This window comes from Arachnia propionica (genome assembly GCF_003932785.1).
In the GTDB taxonomy this organism is placed as follows: Bacteria; Actinomycetota; Actinomycetes; order Propionibacteriales; family Propionibacteriaceae; genus Arachnia; species Arachnia propionica_B.
The window spans coordinates 70104-86781 of record NZ_RQYT01000004.1 but is presented as its reverse complement, the minus strand read 5'-3'; the positions used below and the strand labels follow the sequence as shown (position 1 = coordinate 86781).

Here is a 16678-nt window from a genome sequence, read left to right as displayed (position 1 = left end):
CGGAACCTAATCGAAGGAGTCGCCGTGTACGTCCACACCGGCCGAGGCGACACCGACTACAACTACAACAACGCCATCATGCCTGCCCTCGAGTGGATCTCGACCCAAGGCAAGCTCAACTTCATCAAACGCTTCCACAAGCTTCTTCAGCCGTCAGCTTCGCACTACACCTTCGACGGCGACACCTCTGAACGCCTCATGCTCCGCTACTACGAGTACCTCCTGCGTCTCCGCAAGCTCCTGCATGACAAGACCAGCGTCAACATCTTGGCCAACCTCGAATCATTCCCCTTGAACCAAGATCCTGCGCTAACTGAGTACCACGAAAAGATCGCCATCGCGATTGAAAAGTCGGGACCACCCCCTTCAAACCGCCGCAACCGCTATTACATTCACAAGACCCACCCCTTCGTCCACAACGGCCGAGTGTACTACGAAGTTACTTTCCATCCAGCGGTCAACTGGAGCAACAAAGCCCAACGAATCGTAGCATTCACCGACATCGACATCGCGGACAACTACGCCGCTATCCTCGGCCTCCAAGACACCACCATTGAGGTCTTCGGGAAGGAGATGCCAATCACACTTATCCGCAGCTGGGAAGTGGCCATCCGGCCCGCCGAGATACAAAACTTCGCTCGACTCGTTGGCCAGCACATGCCAAGAGGGAGAACCGACTCCCCCGAGTACAGGTCCGTCATGCGAGAGCTCAGCACTGGCTCCACGCTGCTGGATCTGATAGATGCGCCAGATGACCGATACCACGCAATGCGGACGCAGGCCATCACCAAGACCAGCAATCCTCAAATCTTCCCCGCACTGGACGAAGCCCGACGCATCATCCGTGGCCGAAAACCCGGGCAAAATATCCTGCGCTACCTACTATTACGCATGAGGAACAGAGACCTCAAGCCTCAGTACGACTCGGCGCCAAACAAGCGCCTCTCCAACCTGAACCTTTCCTACGGCTGCATCCCCTTCGACGAGATGCCTTTTTGTTCGATGCCCCTGAAGCACACACCACGATTCTGGGATCTCATAAACAGTCTTGATCAGACAGAACGCACCCACGAATTCCTTGCACGCCGCATTCAACGCAACGTGGAAGATCGAGGCACCCTGTACACCCCCCTATCAGAACTAACTGATTTTGGTGATATTAGGGCTCTCATCACCACCCATAATGACGCTCTCTACTACAAGCACCGCCCCGCCCGGGATCTCGTCCTCGACAAAGGCCATGTCTTCATCCAAGGCTATGAAGACGAAACCTACAGCATCATCACCAAGCTACAGTCCCGCGCCGCCCAAGGGGTTGCCGGATACACTGCAGCCGTCACGCAGTGGCTGAATACCACCACTCACGACGTCGATGACGTAGCCAAGAGGGATGCCCTCACCACGCTGTTTGCCCAGTCCCGCGTCGCTCTAATCTATGGAGCTGCTGGCACCGGTAAGACACGGATGGTCGACCACATCGCCAATTATTTCGCCGACAAGCAGAAGCTACTCCTCGCTAACACTAACCCTGCCGTTGAGAACCTCCGTCGCCGCGTGAAGGCACCAAACTCCCAGTTCCGTACGATCGCAAGCCATAAGGCTAAGCCACACGACAGCTTCGACCTACTGGTCATCGACGAGTGCTCGACAGTCAGCAATAACGATCTGCTCAAAATCCTGAATGAAACCGACTTCAAACTCTTAGTGCTAGTCGGCGACGTATACCAGATCGAAGCAATTCGATTCGGAAACTGGTTCAACGCCGTCCGCTCCTACATCCCCTCCGAATCAGTCTTCGAGCTAACAACACCGTTCCGCACCTCCGATAAACCCCTCATAGACTTCTGGACGAAGGTACGCGCCCTTGACGACACGATCCCCGAAACGATCGCCCGAAACCACTACTCCACGAAACTCAATGCATCTCTTTTTGAGAACCATTCCTCCGACGACATCATCTTAGCGCTCAATTACGATGGCCTCTACGGCATCAACAACATCAACCGCTTCCTGCAGGCCAGCAACTCCAACCCCGCAGTCGCATGGGGCCCAGCAGTCTATAAAGTCAACGACCCGGTACTGTTCGGCGATAACGACCGATTCCGCGGCCTCATCTACAACAACTTGAAGGGCACAATTGCTGGCATCCAAGCATTTGAAGAACGCATCGAGTTCGACATCACGCTTGATCGCCCTGTTACTGAGTTCGACGCAGAGGGTTACGATGACCTCGAATGGGTCAGCGACTCCACTGTCAGGTTCTCGGTATATGACGTGGACTCTAGTGAGGAAGACGAGGACCACGACATTTCCACCGTGCCCTTCCAAATCGCCTACGCTGTCGGCATCCACAAGGCACAGGGATTGGAATATGACACCGTTAAGATCGTCATCACCGACGCCAACGAGGACGACATCACCCACAACATCTTTTACACAGCGATAACCCGTGCTCGAAAAAACCTACGCATATACTGGTCCCCTGAAACCCAGCAAGCTGTCTTGCGTAGCCTCCACATCAACGACACCAGCAAGGACGTTGCATTGCTGTCGATCCGCAGAGGGCTCAAGCCGTTCAAGAAATAGTCATCATCACTGATGGAACGACCAATGAACCGTCCTAGGTTTGGTTCCGATCTGTTGTTGAGAGGATTGGATCATGCCGAGGAAATATCCAGAAGCGTTCCGTGCCCGGGCGGTACGGATGGTGCGTGACCGCATCGAGCAGGAGGAAGGACTCAGCCGGTATCGGGCGGTTGGTGAGATCGCGCCGAAGTTGGGTTTGTCGTCTGCGGCGTTGCAGCGGTGGGTCGAGCAGGCTGACATCGATGCCGGGACTCAGCCAGGGGTGGCCTCGGATGCTGCTGCTGAGACCTGACTTAGAGGTCGTTTCATAACTGTTGGCGTGTTTGTATGAGGAATCGCATCGCGGTGTAGGCCGCGGCGAGGGTGAGAAGAGCGTTGGTGGTCGTGGCGGTACGGTCCCAACGACGGTCAAGACGCCGGAAGGTCACCAGCCAGGCGATGCTGCGTTCAACGACCCATCGGTGGCGGCCTAGGTGTTGGGAACTGTCCACACCCCTGCGCGCGATCCGAGGCTTGATGCCGAGCCGGCGGAGGTGACGACGACACCGCGTGTAGTCATATCCCTTGTCAGCGTGCAGGCTCACGGGGCGCCGACGTCGCCTGCCCGGCCCGGGTGTCTTGACCGCCGGGGCGGCCTCCAGCAGTGGCTCGAACAACTGGGAGTCATGGGTGTTGCCAGCTGAGAGGATCACTTCCAACGGGATGCCGTGGGAGTCGGTCAACAGGTGGTACCTCGATCCGTTCTTCCCACGGTCCACCGGGCTGGGGCCGACATGTTCGCCCCCCCTTTTTGCCCGTACTGACACGGCATCGATGCAGTGGCGCTCCCAGTCGATGGCACCGAGCTGACCCAGTTCATCGAGGATGAGGTGGTGCACACGGGTCCACACACCGGCCTGCTGCCAGTGGCGGAGCCGCCGCCAACAGGTGACCCCGGACCCGAATCCCATCTCTGGTCGAAGGTCACGCCACCGGCAACCGGTGGACAACACGAACACGATGCCCTCCAAGGCTGCGCGATCTGATGCCCGTGGTCGTCCACCAGGCCCCTTGGCCGGTGGACGCGGCGGCAGCAACGGCTCCAACACAGCCCACAACTCATCAGTGACCAGCCGCTGCGGAGGGGAAGAAACCCGCTTCGACATGACACCCATCCTCACAACCCCCACCCACACCCGCCAACAACGACACACCGTTTAGAAACGACCTCCAAGTGCGGTCCACGCCTGCGGGCTGGATCCGCATCTGGGCTTCGTCCACTCCTCCACCCGTAACAAGCCTGCTCTGGCACTGGACTTGATGGAGCAGTTTCGGCCACTGTTGGCGGACTCGACAGTGGTGGCGGCAATCAACAACGGCGAACTGACTTCAAACAGCTTCCACCAAGGGCTTGGAGACCATCGTCTGACCGACGACGGGCGCCGCGCGATCACTGCCGCACACGAACGACGAGTTTCCCAAGAGTTCAAGCATCCCGTCTTCGGCTACAAAGTGTCCTGGCGGCGCGCCATTGAGGTCCAAGCCAGGATGCTGCTCGGGTACCTGGATGGTTCCCAGGAGCGTTACGTGGGAGTCAGGACAAGGTGAGCCGTCGCGATGAGAGGTTGTTCCTGGCCGCCTACGACGTCCCGGACGATCCTCGCCGTGACCGCTTGGCCAAAGCTCTGCTGAGCTATGGGGATCGTATCCAATACAGCGTTTTCCTCATCGAGGCGGCTCCGGTCAAACTGGCCCGCCTACGGCGTGAGCTGCAGGCGCTGATGAGCGAGGAGGAGGACTCCGTCCTCCTGTGTGATCTTGGCCCGGCGGGGAGTTCGATGGGGACCACCATCGAGTTCCTGGGCCGAGAACGAAACCTGACAACTCCACAGAGTTTCATCGTCTGATGCCGCGAGAGGGGTACGGAACACGCGACACGCCTTGACCGCTCGCGCACCGAAACACCTTGTCAGAAGGAAGCGAGTACCACCTCCCCCAGAATCCCGGTGCGACACGCCCCCTTGAACGGTCACCTCTCGCAGACCCCCATCAAAACCCCAAGCCAGAAGCGGGTAAAATTGAGGGCTGTCGCCGGTCCTCCGGGACCGGCACTTCGCTGAGGACCTCATCCAGTGTCATCGACAACAGGCGGCATTCACGGGGCTGAGGCGGTTGTTGATGACGGCCTGTGCGCCGTCCATACCGCCGCTGGTCAGGCCGGGGCCGGAGCTCGGAGAGGAGCCGTGTCGAGACCCCGTGGGATTCCTGCTCAACTCAAGTCCCAGCACCGTGCGCCAGGGGTCTCGACACGGACTGTTCGCTGACGCTCACGGTCCAGCTCGACCAACGGGTCAAACGGGTACCAAGGGTCTCGACACGGACTGCTCGCTGACGCTCACGGTCCGGCTCGACCAGTGGATGGAACGTGTGCCAGAGACCTCGAGAGGTCTGGACTCGGGCGGCTCGACCAAGGGGTCCAATTCGTCCCAGAGGTGTCGAGCCGGGCCAGCGGGGAAGAAGGGTGTGGTCAGTTGCCGAACAGGCCTGCGATGATGATCCCGATTCCGATGGCCCCTCCCACGATGCCGATCCACTGCATCGGGATGCCGTAGAGGGTGTGGCGGTTGGTGAGGGTCTTCCTGACCTCCTCGACCTCCCTCGCCAGCAGCAGTTCCGCCTGGCCGTAGCCCTCCTCGCGGCTCTTCGGGACCGCCGCCCCCGGCGAGACCTGGAACTGACCCTCATCGACGAGGCCCTGCAGCTCCGTTCGACGCTCCACCTCGTACTGCGCCGCCTTGCGCTGCGGCACGTTCTTGTTCAGATAGGTCCCCAGCAGAAACGCCGCCGCCCCACCCAGCAGCGCCCCGATACCGGCGAAGGTCATGAACAGCTGCCCCTCCAGCTTCATGCCCGCCGCCGACGCCACCCCCACAATCGCACCCAACAACGGCAGGCCCAGCCCCAGCCCGCCCCAACCTCGAAACACCAGAATCATGGGAGAAATCTACGGGCTGCCACCGACGAATCGCCAGCCCCCACCTTGAGTGAGTGAGTCCTCACTCATAGACTTGGCGACATGATGTCCCGCGCCACCCCGCTCTCCCCCGACGAACGACGCGCCTCCCTCATCACCGTCACCCGCGAACTCATCCGCGAACACGGCCACGACGTCACCACCAAACAGGTCGCCGACGCAGCCGGGGTCGCCGAGGGCACCGTCTTCCGCGTCTTCCCCACCCGCCGGGACCTCATCGCCGCCACCGTCGCCGACGAGCTCTCCAGCACCCGCCTCGACGATCTCCTCGCCGCCGTCGCCCCCACCGACACCCTCGACGACACCACCGAGACCTGCATCCGCACCGTCGCCGACTACGCCAGCGTCGCCGCCCAGCTGTTCAAACGCCCCGGCTGCCCCGCCGACCTCAACCGCGACCCCCATGACATCGTCTCCCTGTGGCGGGAACGGCTCGCCCAACTCCACGCCTGGATCGACGCCCGCCTCACCCCCTTCGACGATGACCTGCTCCCCACCCGCTCCGAGTTCACCCACGTCGTGTTCACCCTTGGTATGGGGCTCGCCCACAACCTCCACTCACCCACCCAGCCGAACCCGGCCCTGCTCACCCGGATCGCCCTCGACGGCGCCCGCCGCAAGGAGACCCCATGCTGAACCGCCTCGTCCGGCTGGTCGCCACCTACCTGCGCCCCTACTGGCGCCCCCTCACCCTCGCCGTCATCCTGCAGATGATCACGACGGCCATGGCGCTGTACCTACCGACCCTCAACGCCCGCATCATCGACGAGGGGGTCATCGTCGGTGACATCCCCGCCATCTGGCGTTCCGGCACCCTCATGCTCGTGTTCGCCCTCATCCAGGCGGCCACCCAGATCACCGCCATCCGCTTCGGTGTCCGCGTCGCCACCTCCATGGCCCGCGACCTCCGCGCCGACCTCTTCGACCGCGCCCTCAGCTTCTCCACCACCGAGGTCCGCGACGTCGGCGCATCCTCCCTGCTCACCCGCACCACCAACGACGTGCAGCAGATCCAGACCATCGTGCAGACCAGCCTCACCATGCTCATCGGCGCCCCCATCACGATGGTCGGCGGATTCATCATGGCGTGGAGTGAGGACCCCGGCATGTCCTGGATCATCGGGGTCGGTGTGGTGGTCCTCGGCGTCGCCCTCACCGTCCTCGTCCTGTTCGCCACCCCCCTGTTCCAGCGGATGCAGCAGAACCTCGACGCCCTCAACCGGGTCCTCCGCGAACAGATCACCGGCATCCGGGTCGTCCGCGCCTTCGTCCGCGAGGAGCACGAGGCCGGACGGTTCGAGCAGGCCAACCGGAACGTCCACGACGTCTCGTTGAAGGCCGGTCGTCTCGGCGTGCTGCTGTTCCCGCTGGCCTTCCTCGTCATGTACCTGTGCCAGGTGGCCGTCATCTGGTTCGGCGGCCACCGCGTCGACACCGGGGACATCCAGATCGGGCAGCTCACCGCCTTCCTCGCCTACCTCATGCAGGTGCTCATCTCGGTGATGCTGTCCACGATGCTGGTGTTCATGGCCCCCCGCGCCGCCGTCTCCGCCGACCGCATCCTTCAGGTCCTCGACACCGTCCCGACGGTGGCGCCCCCGGCCCGCCCCGTCACCCCCGCGACCCGCACCGGCGTCGTCGAGTTCCGCGACGTCACCTTCGCCTACCCGGGCGCCGAGCAGCCGGTCCTCGACCGGATCAGCTTCCGGCTGACCCCGGGGCGCACCACCGCGATCATCGGGTCGACGGGCTCCGGCAAGTCGACGCTGACCAACCTCATCCCCCGCCTCTTCGACGTCACCGGCGGTCAGGTGCTCGTCGACGGGGTGGACGTGCGGGATCTGGACCCCGACGACCTGTGGTCCCGGGTCGCGCTGGTGCCACAACGGCCGTACCTGTTCTCCGGCACCGTCGCCTCGAACCTGCGCTACGGTCGCCCCGACGCCACCGAGGCCCAGATGTGGGAGGCGCTGCGGGTGGCGCAGGCCGACGACTTCGTGGCCGCCCTCGACGGTGGTCTGGACGCCCCCATCTCCCAGGGCGGGACGAACGTCTCCGGAGGCCAGCGGCAGCGCCTGTCGATCGCCCGCGCCCTGGTCAAGGATGCCGCCATCAACGTCTTCGATGACGCCTTCTCCGCCCTTGACGTCGCCACTGATGCCCGGCTGCGGGCCGCCCTCGCCCCGGCGACGCGGGACCGCGCCACCCTCATCGTGGCGCAGCGGGTGGCCACCATCCGGGACGCCGACGAGATCCTCGTCCTGGAACACGGGCAGATCGTGGGACGCGGCACCCACGAGGAGTTGCTCGCCGACAACGCCACCTATCAGGAGATCGTCGAGAGTCAGCTGAGCGTCGAGGAGGTTGACGCATGAGCGCCACGACCCGCACCCCCGTCGTCGCCAAGGAACGCCCGAAGCACGGACCCGGCAGGATCGGCGGCTCCCACGGCCCCCAGGGGACCGGGGAGACCGCCGCCCAGTTCGGGCCGTCATTGCGGCGTCTCCTGAGCCATCTGAGGCCGAGCCGCGTCGTCGTCGCGATGGCGGTGCTGCTGTCACTCGCCTCGGTCGTCATCGGCACCCTCGGCCCGAAGATGCTCGGCCACGCCACCGACCTGCTGCTCGCGGGTGTGATCGGACGGAACCTGCCGGCAGGCACGACGAAGGAACAGGCCATCGCCGCCGTGGAGGCGCAAGGCAATCAGACGCTGACCGACATGCTGCGACGCGTCGACTTCACCCCCGGTGAGGGCATCAACTTCGCCGCCATCGGCTCGGTGGTGCTGCTCGTCGTCGCACTGTACGTCGTCTCAGGGATCGCCGGGTACCTCAGCAGTTTCCTCCTCATCGGGGCGGCGCAGCGTTCGGTGAAGCGGATGCGCACCCAGGTCCAGGAGAAGCTGGAACGCCTGCCGCTGTCGTACTTCGACCGGCAGCCACGCGGTGAACTCCTGAGCCGCGTCACCAACGACATCGACAACATCCAGCAGACGTTCCAGCAGACCCTGCCGCAGCTGCTCAACTCGACCCTGACGGTCATCGGTGTCCTGACGATGATGCTGTGGATCTCGTGGCCGCTCGCCGTGGTGACCATCCTGGCCATCCCGTTGTCGATGGTGGTGGTGCCGTTCATCATGAAACGTTCCCAGAAGCAGTTCGCCGCCATGTGGAAGGCGACGGGGGAACTCAACTCCGAGGTGGAGGAGGCCTACACGGGCCATTCCCTGGTGAAGGTGTTCGGCCGCAAGAGGGAGGTCGAGGCCAGCTTCCACCGTCGCAACGAGGAGTTGTACGAGTCCTCCTTCGGCGCACAGTTCCTGTCCGCGGTCCTCATGCCCATCATGTTCCTCGTCGGGAACCTCAACTACGTGGTCGTCGCCGTCTTCGGTGGCCTGCAGGTCGCGACCGGGCACATGAACATCGGCGACGTGCAGGCCTTCATCCAGTACTCGCGGCAGTTCACGCAGCCGATGACCCAACTGGCCTCGATGATGAACCTCCTGCAGTCGGGAGTGGCATCCGCCGAGCGGGTGTTCGAGCTCCTCGACGCCGAGGAGATGTCCTCCGAGCCCGGCCGGGACCTGCCGGTGCGGCGCGGGGAGGTGGTCTTCGACCACGTCCGGTTCTCCTACTCCCCGGAGCGCCCCCTCATCGAGGATCTCACCCTCACCGCCCGGCCCGGCCAGACCGTCGCCATCGTCGGTCCGACCGGGGCGGGGAAGACCACCCTGGTCAACCTGCTCATGCGGTTCTACGACCTCGACGCAGGCCGCATCCTGCTCGACGGCGTCGACATCGCCACCGTCGACCGCGGTGAGCTGCGCGGCAACATCGGGATGGTGTTGCAGGACACGTGGCTGTTCGGCGGCACGATCCGCGACAACATCGCCTACGGCCGGGAGGGCGCGACGGAGGAGGAGATCGTCGCCGCCGCGAAGGCCGCCTTCGTCGACCGCTTCGTCCACTCGCTGCCGGACGGCTACGACACGGTCATCGACGAGGAGGGCAGCAACGTCTCGGCGGGCGAGAAGCAGCTCATCACCATCGCCAGGGCCTTCCTGTCGGATCCGGCGCTGCTCATCCTCGACGAGGCCACCTCGTCGGTGGACACCCGCACCGAGCTGCTGCTGCAGAAGGCGATGTCCGCGCTCCGCTCCGGCCGCACCTCCTTCGTCATCGCCCACCGGCTCTCGACGATCCGCGACGCGGACCTCATCCTCGTCATGGTGGACGGCGACATCGTGGAGCAGGGCAGCCACGACGAGCTCCTCGCGGCGAAGGGACGCTACTTCGAGCTGCACCGCTCGCAGTTCCGCTCCGGCACCGACCCGTCCGACGATCCCGCGCAGCCAGGGTGAGAGGGCACGCCGTCCGACGGGCGGGTTGGCCCCGCCTCCGGCTGAGCCGGGATAATGACCTCTCAGACGTGGGAGGTGAGGGATGAGCGACCAGCAGATGTACATCGCGGTCCTCATCGCCTGCGGTGTCCTTCTCGCTGGTGTCGTCGCCGTGCGCATCTCGTCACGCAGTTCCCTGCCGGGCCTGCTGCTGTACCTCGGGATCGGCCTGCTCATCGGCGAGGCCGGCTTCGGCATCCGCTTCGACGACGCCCGGCTCGCCTACAACATCGCCGTGCTGCTCGTCGCGATCCTCCTGTTCGACGGCGGCTTCACCACCCGCTGGTCGGAGTTCAGACCCGTCGCCGCGCGAGCGGGCCTCCTCGGCACCGTCGGGGTGCTGGTGTCGGTGGCGATCGCCGCCACCGTCGCCGTGCTGGTCCTGGGCGTGGACGTCCGCACCGGCATCCTCCTGGCCGCGATGGTGTCCTCCACCGACGCGGCCGCCGTGTTCGCCATTCTGCGACGGCTCCCCCTCAAGGCCCGGGTCCGCACCACCCTGGAGGGCGAGTCCGGGGTGAACGACCCGCCGGCCATCATCATCGTCACCGTCGTCGTCTCCGACGCCTGGCACGAGATGGACATCCCGACGATGATCTCCACCGGGTTGTTCCAGCTGGCGGTGGGCGCCGTCGTCGGACTCGTCATCGCGCGTCTCGGGCAGTCACTGCTGCACCGGATCTCGCTGCCGAGCGCGGGCCTGTACCCCTTGGCGACGCTGGCCATCGCGCTGACCGCGTACTCGGCGGCAGGTACCCTTCAGGCCTCCGGCCTGCTGGCGGCCTACGTCGCGGGCCTGTGGCTCGGCAACCAGGCGCTGCCCCACCACGCATCCACGGAGGGATTCACCGAGTCGCTGGGCTGGCTGTCACAGATCATGCTGTTCGTGCTGCTGGGGCTGCTCGCCTCCCCCAAGGAACTTCCCGCCGCCATCCTCCCGGCCCTGGTCATCGGGTCGGCGCTGATGTTCCTGGCCCGGCCCATCTCCGTCGCCGTGTGTCTCACCCCGTTCCGGGAGCGGTTCCGCACCCAGCTGTTCATCTCCGCGGCGGGCATGCGTGGGGCCGTGCCGATCATGCTGGCGACGATCCCCCTCACCCAGAACCTTCCCGGCGCCTCCCACATGTTCCATGTGATCTTCCTGCTCGTGGTGATGTTCACCCTGCTGCAGGGCCCGCTACTGCCCCGACTCGCGCCCTGGGCGGGGGTGATCGACCGGATCTGCCCCCAGGCGCTGAACTTCGAATCCTCCCCCCTGGAGGGGATCAACGCCTCCCTCGTCCAGTTCACCGTCCCGAAGCAGGGCCAGCTCGTCGGGATGTGGGGGACGGATCTGCGCCTGCCCCACGGCGCGGTCCTGTCCATGGTGGTGCGGGAGAAGGAGATCATCGTCCCTGACGCATCGCTCCGACTGCGAGGCGGTGACCAACTGCTCCTCGCCGTCGATTCGGGGCTGGTGGAGCGGGTTCAGGGACGGTTGAGCCTCCTCAACGAGGGCGGCCCGCTCGCCCGATGGCTGGTCTCGGGCCGCAACCGTCGCCGCCTCCTGGACGGCGACGCCTGACCGATTCGCCCCGTCACGACCTGTGTGGCCGCCGTGGGCGGCCTCGGCACCGGGCGCGAATCACGAGCAACAGAGAAGAACCCCGACCCTGAGGGTCGGGGTTCCGGGTGGTGCGCGAGAGAGGAGTTGAACCTCCACGCCCTTGCGGGCACCGGCACCTGAAGCCGGCGCGTCTGCCATTCCGCCACTCGCGCATCGGACTGGATCCGGGGATGAACACTAGCACGTGCGAAGCTCAGGAACCAACCCTGCCTCGACGGAGGGTGGGTTGACCCCGCGGCCCCTAGCATTGAACCTCAGGAGGAACACATGAGCAACAACCAGTGGCAGGGCGGCCCCATGGGCCCCATGGGCAACCAGGGCGGCTACCCGCAGCAGAATCCCGGCGGATACCCCCAACCGAACCCCACCGGCCACCCGCAGCAGGGCTATCCGGGGTCGGCGCCCTACGGGCAAGCCCCACAGCAGTATCCTGCACAGGGATACGGCGGCCTCGGATACGGCGGCCCCTACGACGGCCAAGGACCGGGGATGCCGGGCCACGGCGGCCCCCAACCCCCGGGGAAGAACTCCAAGGCCCTGCTCATCGCGCTCATCGCCGTCATCGTGGTCGCCCTCGGCGTCGGCGTGACCTACCTCATCATGCGCAACCAGGGCTCCTCCGCCACCCCCACCACCACGACGTCGGCGCCGGCCCCCGAGAAGTCGAAGGAGTCCACCCCCTCCCCGGAGCCGAAGGAGCCGTCCAAGGCGCCGGAGTCGGAGAAACCTGAGCCGAAGAAGCCGGAGAAGACGCCGAGCAAGGAGACCGACGAGCCCACCTTCGACCCGGGCCAAGGGAGCAACGCCCCGAACTTCCCGTCGTCGTTCGGTGACTACACCTCGATCACCGATCCCAGCAACGTCCTCGGCACCTACACCTCCACCAACGGCGACGTCTTCATCACCATGTTCACCTCGTCCCCCACCTTGGCCCAGTACTACGAGAGCCAGTTCACCGACGCCAAGAAGGACGGGGACATCGCCTGCGGCAAGCTCAACCTTGACGGCTCCGAGGACTCCTGGAACTGCGTGCGGGCCGTCCATGGCGGCACCCTCGTCACCTCGAGCATCAACGCCAAGTCGGTCGACGAGGTCCTCGCCACGACCAAGGAGTTCAACGCCGCCTGGCAGTGACCTCCTGCCCTGTCCCGGAGCCGACGCCGGTCACGGACGACGTTCGCAGACAGCCTTGAGGCGGGCCAGCCCACGGCTGAACGTCGGTCCGTGGATCCGGCTCATCGGCACGAAGTAGGCGAGAACCCGGATGGCCCCGCTGATCTCCCCATGGGTGGTCCACGTCACCTGGGTCCCGCTCCCCGTTCGGGCCAGCCGGAACTCCATCTGCTGCTCGGAGACCACCGGGCGTCGCCACTGCACGTCGAGCGAGACGGAGTCGTCGCTGACGTGGAGGATCTCCACCCGCCCCTGACCGGCCTGGAAGTTGCCCTCCCACTCGAACCAGGCGCCCGGGCCCGTCGTGGGGTGGGAGAACCGACGCACCAGCGTTGCATCCCGCCCCTCCCACGGCGACCACAGCACCCACGATCCCAGGTCGGCGATCATCGCGTGGACCTGTTCCGGCAGTGCCTCGATCGTCACGGTGCGCACGACGGCGTAGGGCTTGGCCAGCATGGTTCTCCTCTCCCCCGGGAAACACTCAACCCATCACAGGCCGCGACGGTCAAACCGCAGCCTTCCCCCGTCGCGTCGCACGGTCCCGCCCGGCACGTCGACGGGCCCCTGGCCGCGCCAGTCCAGCACGAGTCCCACGACCGCGGTGGCGTGGCTGCGCCCCGGGGAGGCCCCCTGCCCGCGCAGCCATGACAACGCGACCCGCCCGCGGATGGCCTCCGGCAGCTCTGCCACCCCGCTCACCTCCAGCTGTCCATCCACCACGGCGCGAGCGAGGGCCTCGGCGGCCAGCGCGTCGAGATGGTCGGCATCGGCCCGGGCCAGGTCCGCGCTCCGGGCGAGCGCCACCGCGACGTCTCGCCCCAGTTCCTCCGACAAGGTGGCCACCGCCGCCCGGGCTCGCACCCTGGCGAAGCGGCGATCCCGGTTCATCGGGTCCTCCCACCACTCGACCCCCCAGTCCCGGCAGGCCGCCTCGGTCTCGGCCCGCCTGATCCCCAGCAGGGGCCGGATGAAGGGGCCACGCACGGGTGCCATCCCGGCGAGCGACCGCGTCCCGGAACCGCGCAGCAACCCCAGCAGCACCGTCTCCGCCTGATCGTCGAGGGTGTGGCCCAGCAGCACCGGATGCCCATCGCTCGCCAGCAGCTCGAGCCGGGCGCTGCGGGCCGCGTCCTCGATGTTGCGATCGTCGCTGACATGCGTGGTACGCACCTCAGCGACGATCCCGGCCGCCCCGAGCCGATCGACGGTGGCGGCCGCGACCGCAGCCGACCCGGGCTGCAACCCGTGGTCCACCACGACCGCCTTCACCACGCTGCCCAGTCGGGGCGCCGCCCAGGTAGCCCCCAGGGCCAGGGCCATCGAATCGGCCCCGCCGGAGACCCCGACGACCACCGGCCCGGCGGGCAGCAGCGCGGCCACCGCCTGTCCGACGCGCAACGCGTCCCTCCCCAGCTCACGCCTGGCCATGGACCCGCCTCAGCCACGCCCGGGGATCCGCGATCTCCTCGGGGCCCGGAAGCCACCCCGGCTCCTCGAAGGCGGCCCCCAGGGCCTCCGCCCCCGCCTGCTCCGCGACCCGGCGGCAGAAACCCAGCCCCATGCGGTACTGGGCCGCCTTGTCCAGGCCACCGATGAACCGCCGCCACCCGCGGGCCGGTTCGGAGCGTCGGAACGCGGCGGCCAGCGCCCCCGCGGTCGGGATGTGATCCCGCGCCACCGTCTCCGTCACGAAATCGGCGTGCCCCTCGAGGAAGCTCATGGCGGCGACGAGCTCAGCCAGGCGGGCCTGCCCCGTCGCGCTCAGCATGACCGAGCCGAGCCCACGACCGGCAAGCAGGCCCGACGCCATCTCCGCGACAGCCGGGTCGTCGCCGAGCAGGTCGAGCATGCGTTCCTCGAGGTGCCCGAGCAGCCACGGCGCGGCGCTGAACTGCACGGCGTGGGTCTGCTCGTGCAGCCCCACCCACAGGTGGAGGTCGTCGGGAACCAGACCCCACCGTCGCTGCACCTCGACGATGCTCGGGGCCAGCAGCACCAGCCTCCCGTGCAGCGGGTCGAACTGGCCGAGCATCCCCCGCCCCATCACCGCGAGCACCGCCCCCGCGACCGTGCCGTACCCGAGGCCGACGAGCCGCTTCAGCACGCCGTCGGGCCGCTCCACACCGGGGAGCCGCGCCAGCATCTCCGCCGTCATGCCACCCGCCAGCCGCACCCAGCCGGGACGATCCACGACGACCACGTCCCCGGCAGGTCCACCGCCGATCCCGGCACGCTCGACGACGAGTTCCCCCGCCCGGCGCGCCGAGACCCGCAACGCGGCGACGGTCCGCAGCGCGGCCGGGCGCGGGATGGCCGGCCCGGGATCGCCCAGCAGCCCCGCGACCCGCAGGGCCACCGGCCACGCGATGTGGGGCCGACGGTTCATCAGCACCCGCACTCGGTGATCCGGCCCACCGCCTGGTCGATCCAGACCCTGGCCGCCCAGCCGTCGGTGGAGCCGTTCGTGATGAAGGCGAAGGCAAGTTCACGGCCGTCGGCGGTGACGGTGGTCCCGGCGAGGGTCCCGACGAGGGACAGGGTCCCCGTCTTGCCCTTCGCCACGCCGCGGGCGGGCAGGGCCAGCTCGTCGGTGAACCGGTCGGCCAGCGAACCGGAGACCCCGGCGACGGGGAAACCGTCGAGGATCACCGACATCCTCGGCTCGGTCATGAGCCGCTGCACGGCCCCGGCCAGCATCGAGGTCGGCACCATGTTGTCCCGCGTCAGCCCCGAGGCGTCGTGCAGCACCGCGCCGTCGGCCCACAGCCCGAGCTTCGTCAGCTCGGCCTGGATGGCGGCGGCGGAGCCGGCGAAGGTGGCGGGCTGGCCGACCTTGAGGGCGAGGTGCATCCCGAGCACCTCCGTGAAGGAGTTGTTCGAGCTCTGCATCGCCACCTCCGCGATGGCGTGGACAGGCGGGGAGGACACACTCGCGACCTCCTCGCCGCTGGCCGTCTCCGCCACGGGCGCGCCGTCGACGACGATGCCGGCCGCCGTCAGCTGCGCGGCGAACAGGGCGGCGGCGTCGACGGCCGGCTGGGTGCTGCGCACGCGCGCGGCGTCACGCCCCTCGTCGACCCAGAGGGAGGACAACGGGGTGACCTGGTCGCGGTAGTTGGCGGGCCAGGTGCTCGCCCAGGACTCCTGGAACAGGGTGGCGTCGTAGCCGAGGCTGACGGTGGTCGTCCCGGCCTCCTTGAGCCGGGCCGCCGTCGCCTCCGCGAGGGACTGCAGCGACGCGGGGCCGGGGTAGGTGGCGTCGGGGACGGAGGTCAGCAGCGGATCGCCGCCGCCGACCAGCACGATCCGCCCCGGTTCGGGAGCCACGACGCGTGTGGTGAACGTCTCGTCGCCGTCGAAGGCGGACAGCAGCGCCACGACGGTGAGGAGCTTCGTGTTCGAGGCGGGGATGAGCGGCTGGGACGCCTGGGAGGAGGCGACGACCTCGCCGGTGAGGACGTCACGCACCTCGTAGGCGGTGACGAGGGACCCGCCGTCGGGGACGCCGGCCTGCAGCTTGGTGAGGTCGAGGGAGTTCAGCCGCGCCTCCAGTTCCGCCCGGTCGGGAAGGCTTCCCTCACCTCCGGTGGCCGCGGCGACGATGGGGCCGCTGCCCGACGACGGCGTCGCGGAGGGCTCCGGGCTGGGCGCGTCGAAGAGGGTCGCGGGCACCGTGGCCGGGGCCCCCACCCGTTCCAACCCAAGTGGGGCGAGGATCGTCGTGTGGAACACCGCCATGAGGAAGACGATCGCGAGGGCCAGGCCGACCGCCACCCAACCGATGAGCGATCGCCAGGGGCGACGGGAAGAAGTCAACGGCTCACTCCTGGTCCGGTAAGGTTGCAGGCGAAACGGGCCGCTGTGGCCGCGGCCGTTCCCCAATCATAGGAGTGTCCCA

The 16678-nt window shown here is 66.7% G+C and carries 14 protein-coding genes, 1 tRNA gene and 1 pseudogene; 9 read left to right on the top strand and 7 right to left on the bottom strand.

Annotation, left to right across the window (positions count from 1 at the left end):
* The first annotated feature begins 24 nt into the window (after window positions 1-24).
* Window positions 25-2586, top strand: coding sequence for an ATP-dependent DNA helicase (locus EII35_RS03295; protein ID WP_221739662.1), 2562 nt, complete (start codon window positions 25-27; stop codon window positions 2584-2586).
* A 73-nt stretch (window positions 2587-2659) separates the two neighbouring features.
* The gene (locus EII35_RS03290) at window positions 2660-2878 is read left to right on the top strand and encodes a transposase (RefSeq protein ID WP_125227040.1); all 219 of its coding nucleotides are present in this window, start codon (window positions 2660-2662) and stop codon (window positions 2876-2878) included.
* Window positions 2879-2891: 13 nt separating this feature from the next.
* Here EII35_RS03290 and EII35_RS03285 read toward each other — a convergent pair whose 3' ends face one another.
* Complete coding sequence (locus EII35_RS03285; RefSeq protein WP_125227039.1) at window positions 2892-3731, bottom strand: IS5 family transposase; 840 nt, start codon at window positions 3729-3731, stop codon at window positions 2892-2894.
* Window positions 3732-3810: 79 nt separating this feature from the next.
* Here EII35_RS03285 and cas1 point away from each other — a divergent pair.
* Both cas1 and cas2 read left to right on the top strand, forming a co-directional pair.
* Window positions 3811-4173, top strand: a pseudogene (gene cas1, locus EII35_RS03280) (CRISPR-associated endonuclease Cas1); the annotation flags it as partial.
* Window positions 4170-4472, top strand: coding sequence for a CRISPR-associated endonuclease Cas2 (gene cas2, locus EII35_RS03275; protein WP_125227037.1), 303 nt, complete (start codon window positions 4170-4172; stop codon window positions 4470-4472). The pseudogene cas1 and the gene cas2, both read left to right, overlap by 4 nt.
* A gap of 620 nt (window positions 4473-5092) precedes the next feature.
* Here the strand turns inward: cas2 and EII35_RS03270 are convergent.
* Window positions 5093-5560 carry a hypothetical protein gene (locus EII35_RS03270; RefSeq protein ID WP_125227036.1) on the bottom strand — a complete coding sequence of 156 codons (468 nt, stop codon included), beginning with the start codon at window positions 5558-5560 and terminating at the stop codon, window positions 5093-5095.
* An 81-nt stretch (window positions 5561-5641) separates the two neighbouring features.
* On the opposite strand from EII35_RS03270, the gene EII35_RS16230 reads away from it, so the two are divergent.
* The 4 genes from EII35_RS16230 (at window position 5642) to EII35_RS03250 (ending at window position 11562) form a co-directional block, all read left to right on the top strand.
* Complete coding sequence (locus EII35_RS16230) at window positions 5642-6235, top strand: TetR/AcrR family transcriptional regulator (RefSeq protein WP_125227035.1); 594 nt, start codon at window positions 5642-5644, stop codon at window positions 6233-6235.
* Complete coding sequence (locus tag EII35_RS03260; RefSeq protein ID WP_125227034.1) at window positions 6229-7974, top strand: ABC transporter ATP-binding protein; 1746 nt, start codon at window positions 6229-6231, stop codon at window positions 7972-7974. Before EII35_RS16230 ends, EII35_RS03260 begins: the two co-directional genes overlap by 7 nt.
* A complete protein-coding gene (locus EII35_RS03255; RefSeq protein ID WP_125227033.1) occupies window positions 7971-9959 on the top strand; it encodes an ABC transporter ATP-binding protein in 1989 nt (662 codons plus the stop codon). Before EII35_RS03260 ends, EII35_RS03255 begins: the two co-directional genes overlap by 4 nt.
* A gap of 82 nt (window positions 9960-10041) precedes the next feature.
* On the top strand, window positions 10042-11562 hold the full coding sequence (locus EII35_RS03250; RefSeq protein WP_125227032.1) for a potassium/proton antiporter: 1521 nt from the start codon (window positions 10042-10044) through the stop codon (window positions 11560-11562).
* A 108-nt stretch (window positions 11563-11670) separates the two neighbouring features.
* Here the strand turns inward: EII35_RS03250 and EII35_RS03245 are convergent.
* Window positions 11671-11756 (bottom strand) — tRNA-Leu (locus tag EII35_RS03245).
* 115 nt (window positions 11757-11871) lie between these two features.
* Here EII35_RS03245 and EII35_RS03240 point away from each other — a divergent pair.
* A complete protein-coding gene (locus EII35_RS03240) occupies window positions 11872-12738 on the top strand; it encodes a hypothetical protein (protein WP_125227031.1) in 867 nt (288 codons plus the stop codon).
* 30 nt (window positions 12739-12768) lie between these two features.
* Here the strand turns inward: EII35_RS03240 and EII35_RS03235 are convergent, their stop codons facing one another.
* The 4 genes from EII35_RS03235 to dacB are packed head-to-tail and all read right to left on the bottom strand — an operon-like array spanning window position 12769 to window position 16596.
* Complete coding sequence (locus tag EII35_RS03235) at window positions 12769-13236, bottom strand: SRPBCC family protein (protein ID WP_125227030.1); 468 nt, start codon at window positions 13234-13236, stop codon at window positions 12769-12771.
* Between the two features lie 33 nt (window positions 13237-13269).
* Window positions 13270-14208 carry a tRNA lysidine(34) synthetase TilS gene (tilS, locus tag EII35_RS03230; RefSeq protein WP_125227029.1) on the bottom strand — a complete coding sequence of 313 codons (939 nt, stop codon included), beginning with the start codon at window positions 14206-14208 and terminating at the stop codon, window positions 13270-13272.
* The gene (locus EII35_RS03225) at window positions 14195-15166 is read right to left on the bottom strand and encodes a zinc-dependent metalloprotease (RefSeq protein WP_125227028.1); all 972 of its coding nucleotides are present in this window, start codon (window positions 15164-15166) and stop codon (window positions 14195-14197) included. Before EII35_RS03225 ends, tilS begins: the two co-directional genes overlap by 14 nt.
* Window positions 15166-16596, bottom strand: coding sequence for a D-alanyl-D-alanine carboxypeptidase/D-alanyl-D-alanine endopeptidase (gene dacB / locus EII35_RS03220; RefSeq protein ID WP_125227027.1), 1431 nt, complete (start codon window positions 16594-16596; stop codon window positions 15166-15168). The genes EII35_RS03225 and dacB overlap by 1 nt, the downstream gene beginning before the upstream one ends.
* Window positions 16597-16678: the final 82 nt, after the last annotated feature.

Excerpts from the sequence above, each read along its gene's own strand:
- tilS (WP_125227029.1), bottom strand. The coding sequence starts at position 14,208 with ATGGCCAGGCGTGAGCTGGGGAGGGACGCGTTGCGCGTCGGACAGGCG.
- EII35_RS03285 (WP_125227039.1), bottom strand. The coding sequence starts at position 3,731 with ATGTCGAAGCGGGTTTCTTCCCCTCCGCAGCGGCTGGTCACTGATGAG.
- EII35_RS03250 (WP_125227032.1), top strand. The coding sequence starts at position 10,042 with ATGAGCGACCAGCAGATGTACATCGCGGTCCTCATCGCCTGCGGTGTC.
- EII35_RS03260 (WP_125227034.1), top strand. The coding sequence starts at position 6,229 with ATGCTGAACCGCCTCGTCCGGCTGGTCGCCACCTACCTGCGCCCCTAC.
- EII35_RS16230 (WP_125227035.1), top strand. The coding sequence starts at position 5,642 with ATGATGTCCCGCGCCACCCCGCTCTCCCCCGACGAACGACGCGCCTCC.
- EII35_RS03270 (WP_125227036.1), bottom strand. The coding sequence starts at position 5,560 with ATGATTCTGGTGTTTCGAGGTTGGGGCGGGCTGGGGCTGGGCCTGCCG.
- EII35_RS03225 (WP_125227028.1), bottom strand. The coding sequence starts at position 15,166 with ATGAACCGTCGGCCCCACATCGCGTGGCCGGTGGCCCTGCGGGTCGCG.
- EII35_RS03290 (WP_125227040.1), top strand. The coding sequence starts at position 2,660 with ATGCCGAGGAAATATCCAGAAGCGTTCCGTGCCCGGGCGGTACGGATG.
- EII35_RS03235 (WP_125227030.1), bottom strand. The coding sequence starts at position 13,236 with ATGCTGGCCAAGCCCTACGCCGTCGTGCGCACCGTGACGATCGAGGCA.
- EII35_RS03240 (WP_125227031.1), top strand. The coding sequence starts at position 11,872 with ATGAGCAACAACCAGTGGCAGGGCGGCCCCATGGGCCCCATGGGCAAC.
- EII35_RS03255 (WP_125227033.1), top strand. The coding sequence starts at position 7,971 with ATGAGCGCCACGACCCGCACCCCCGTCGTCGCCAAGGAACGCCCGAAG.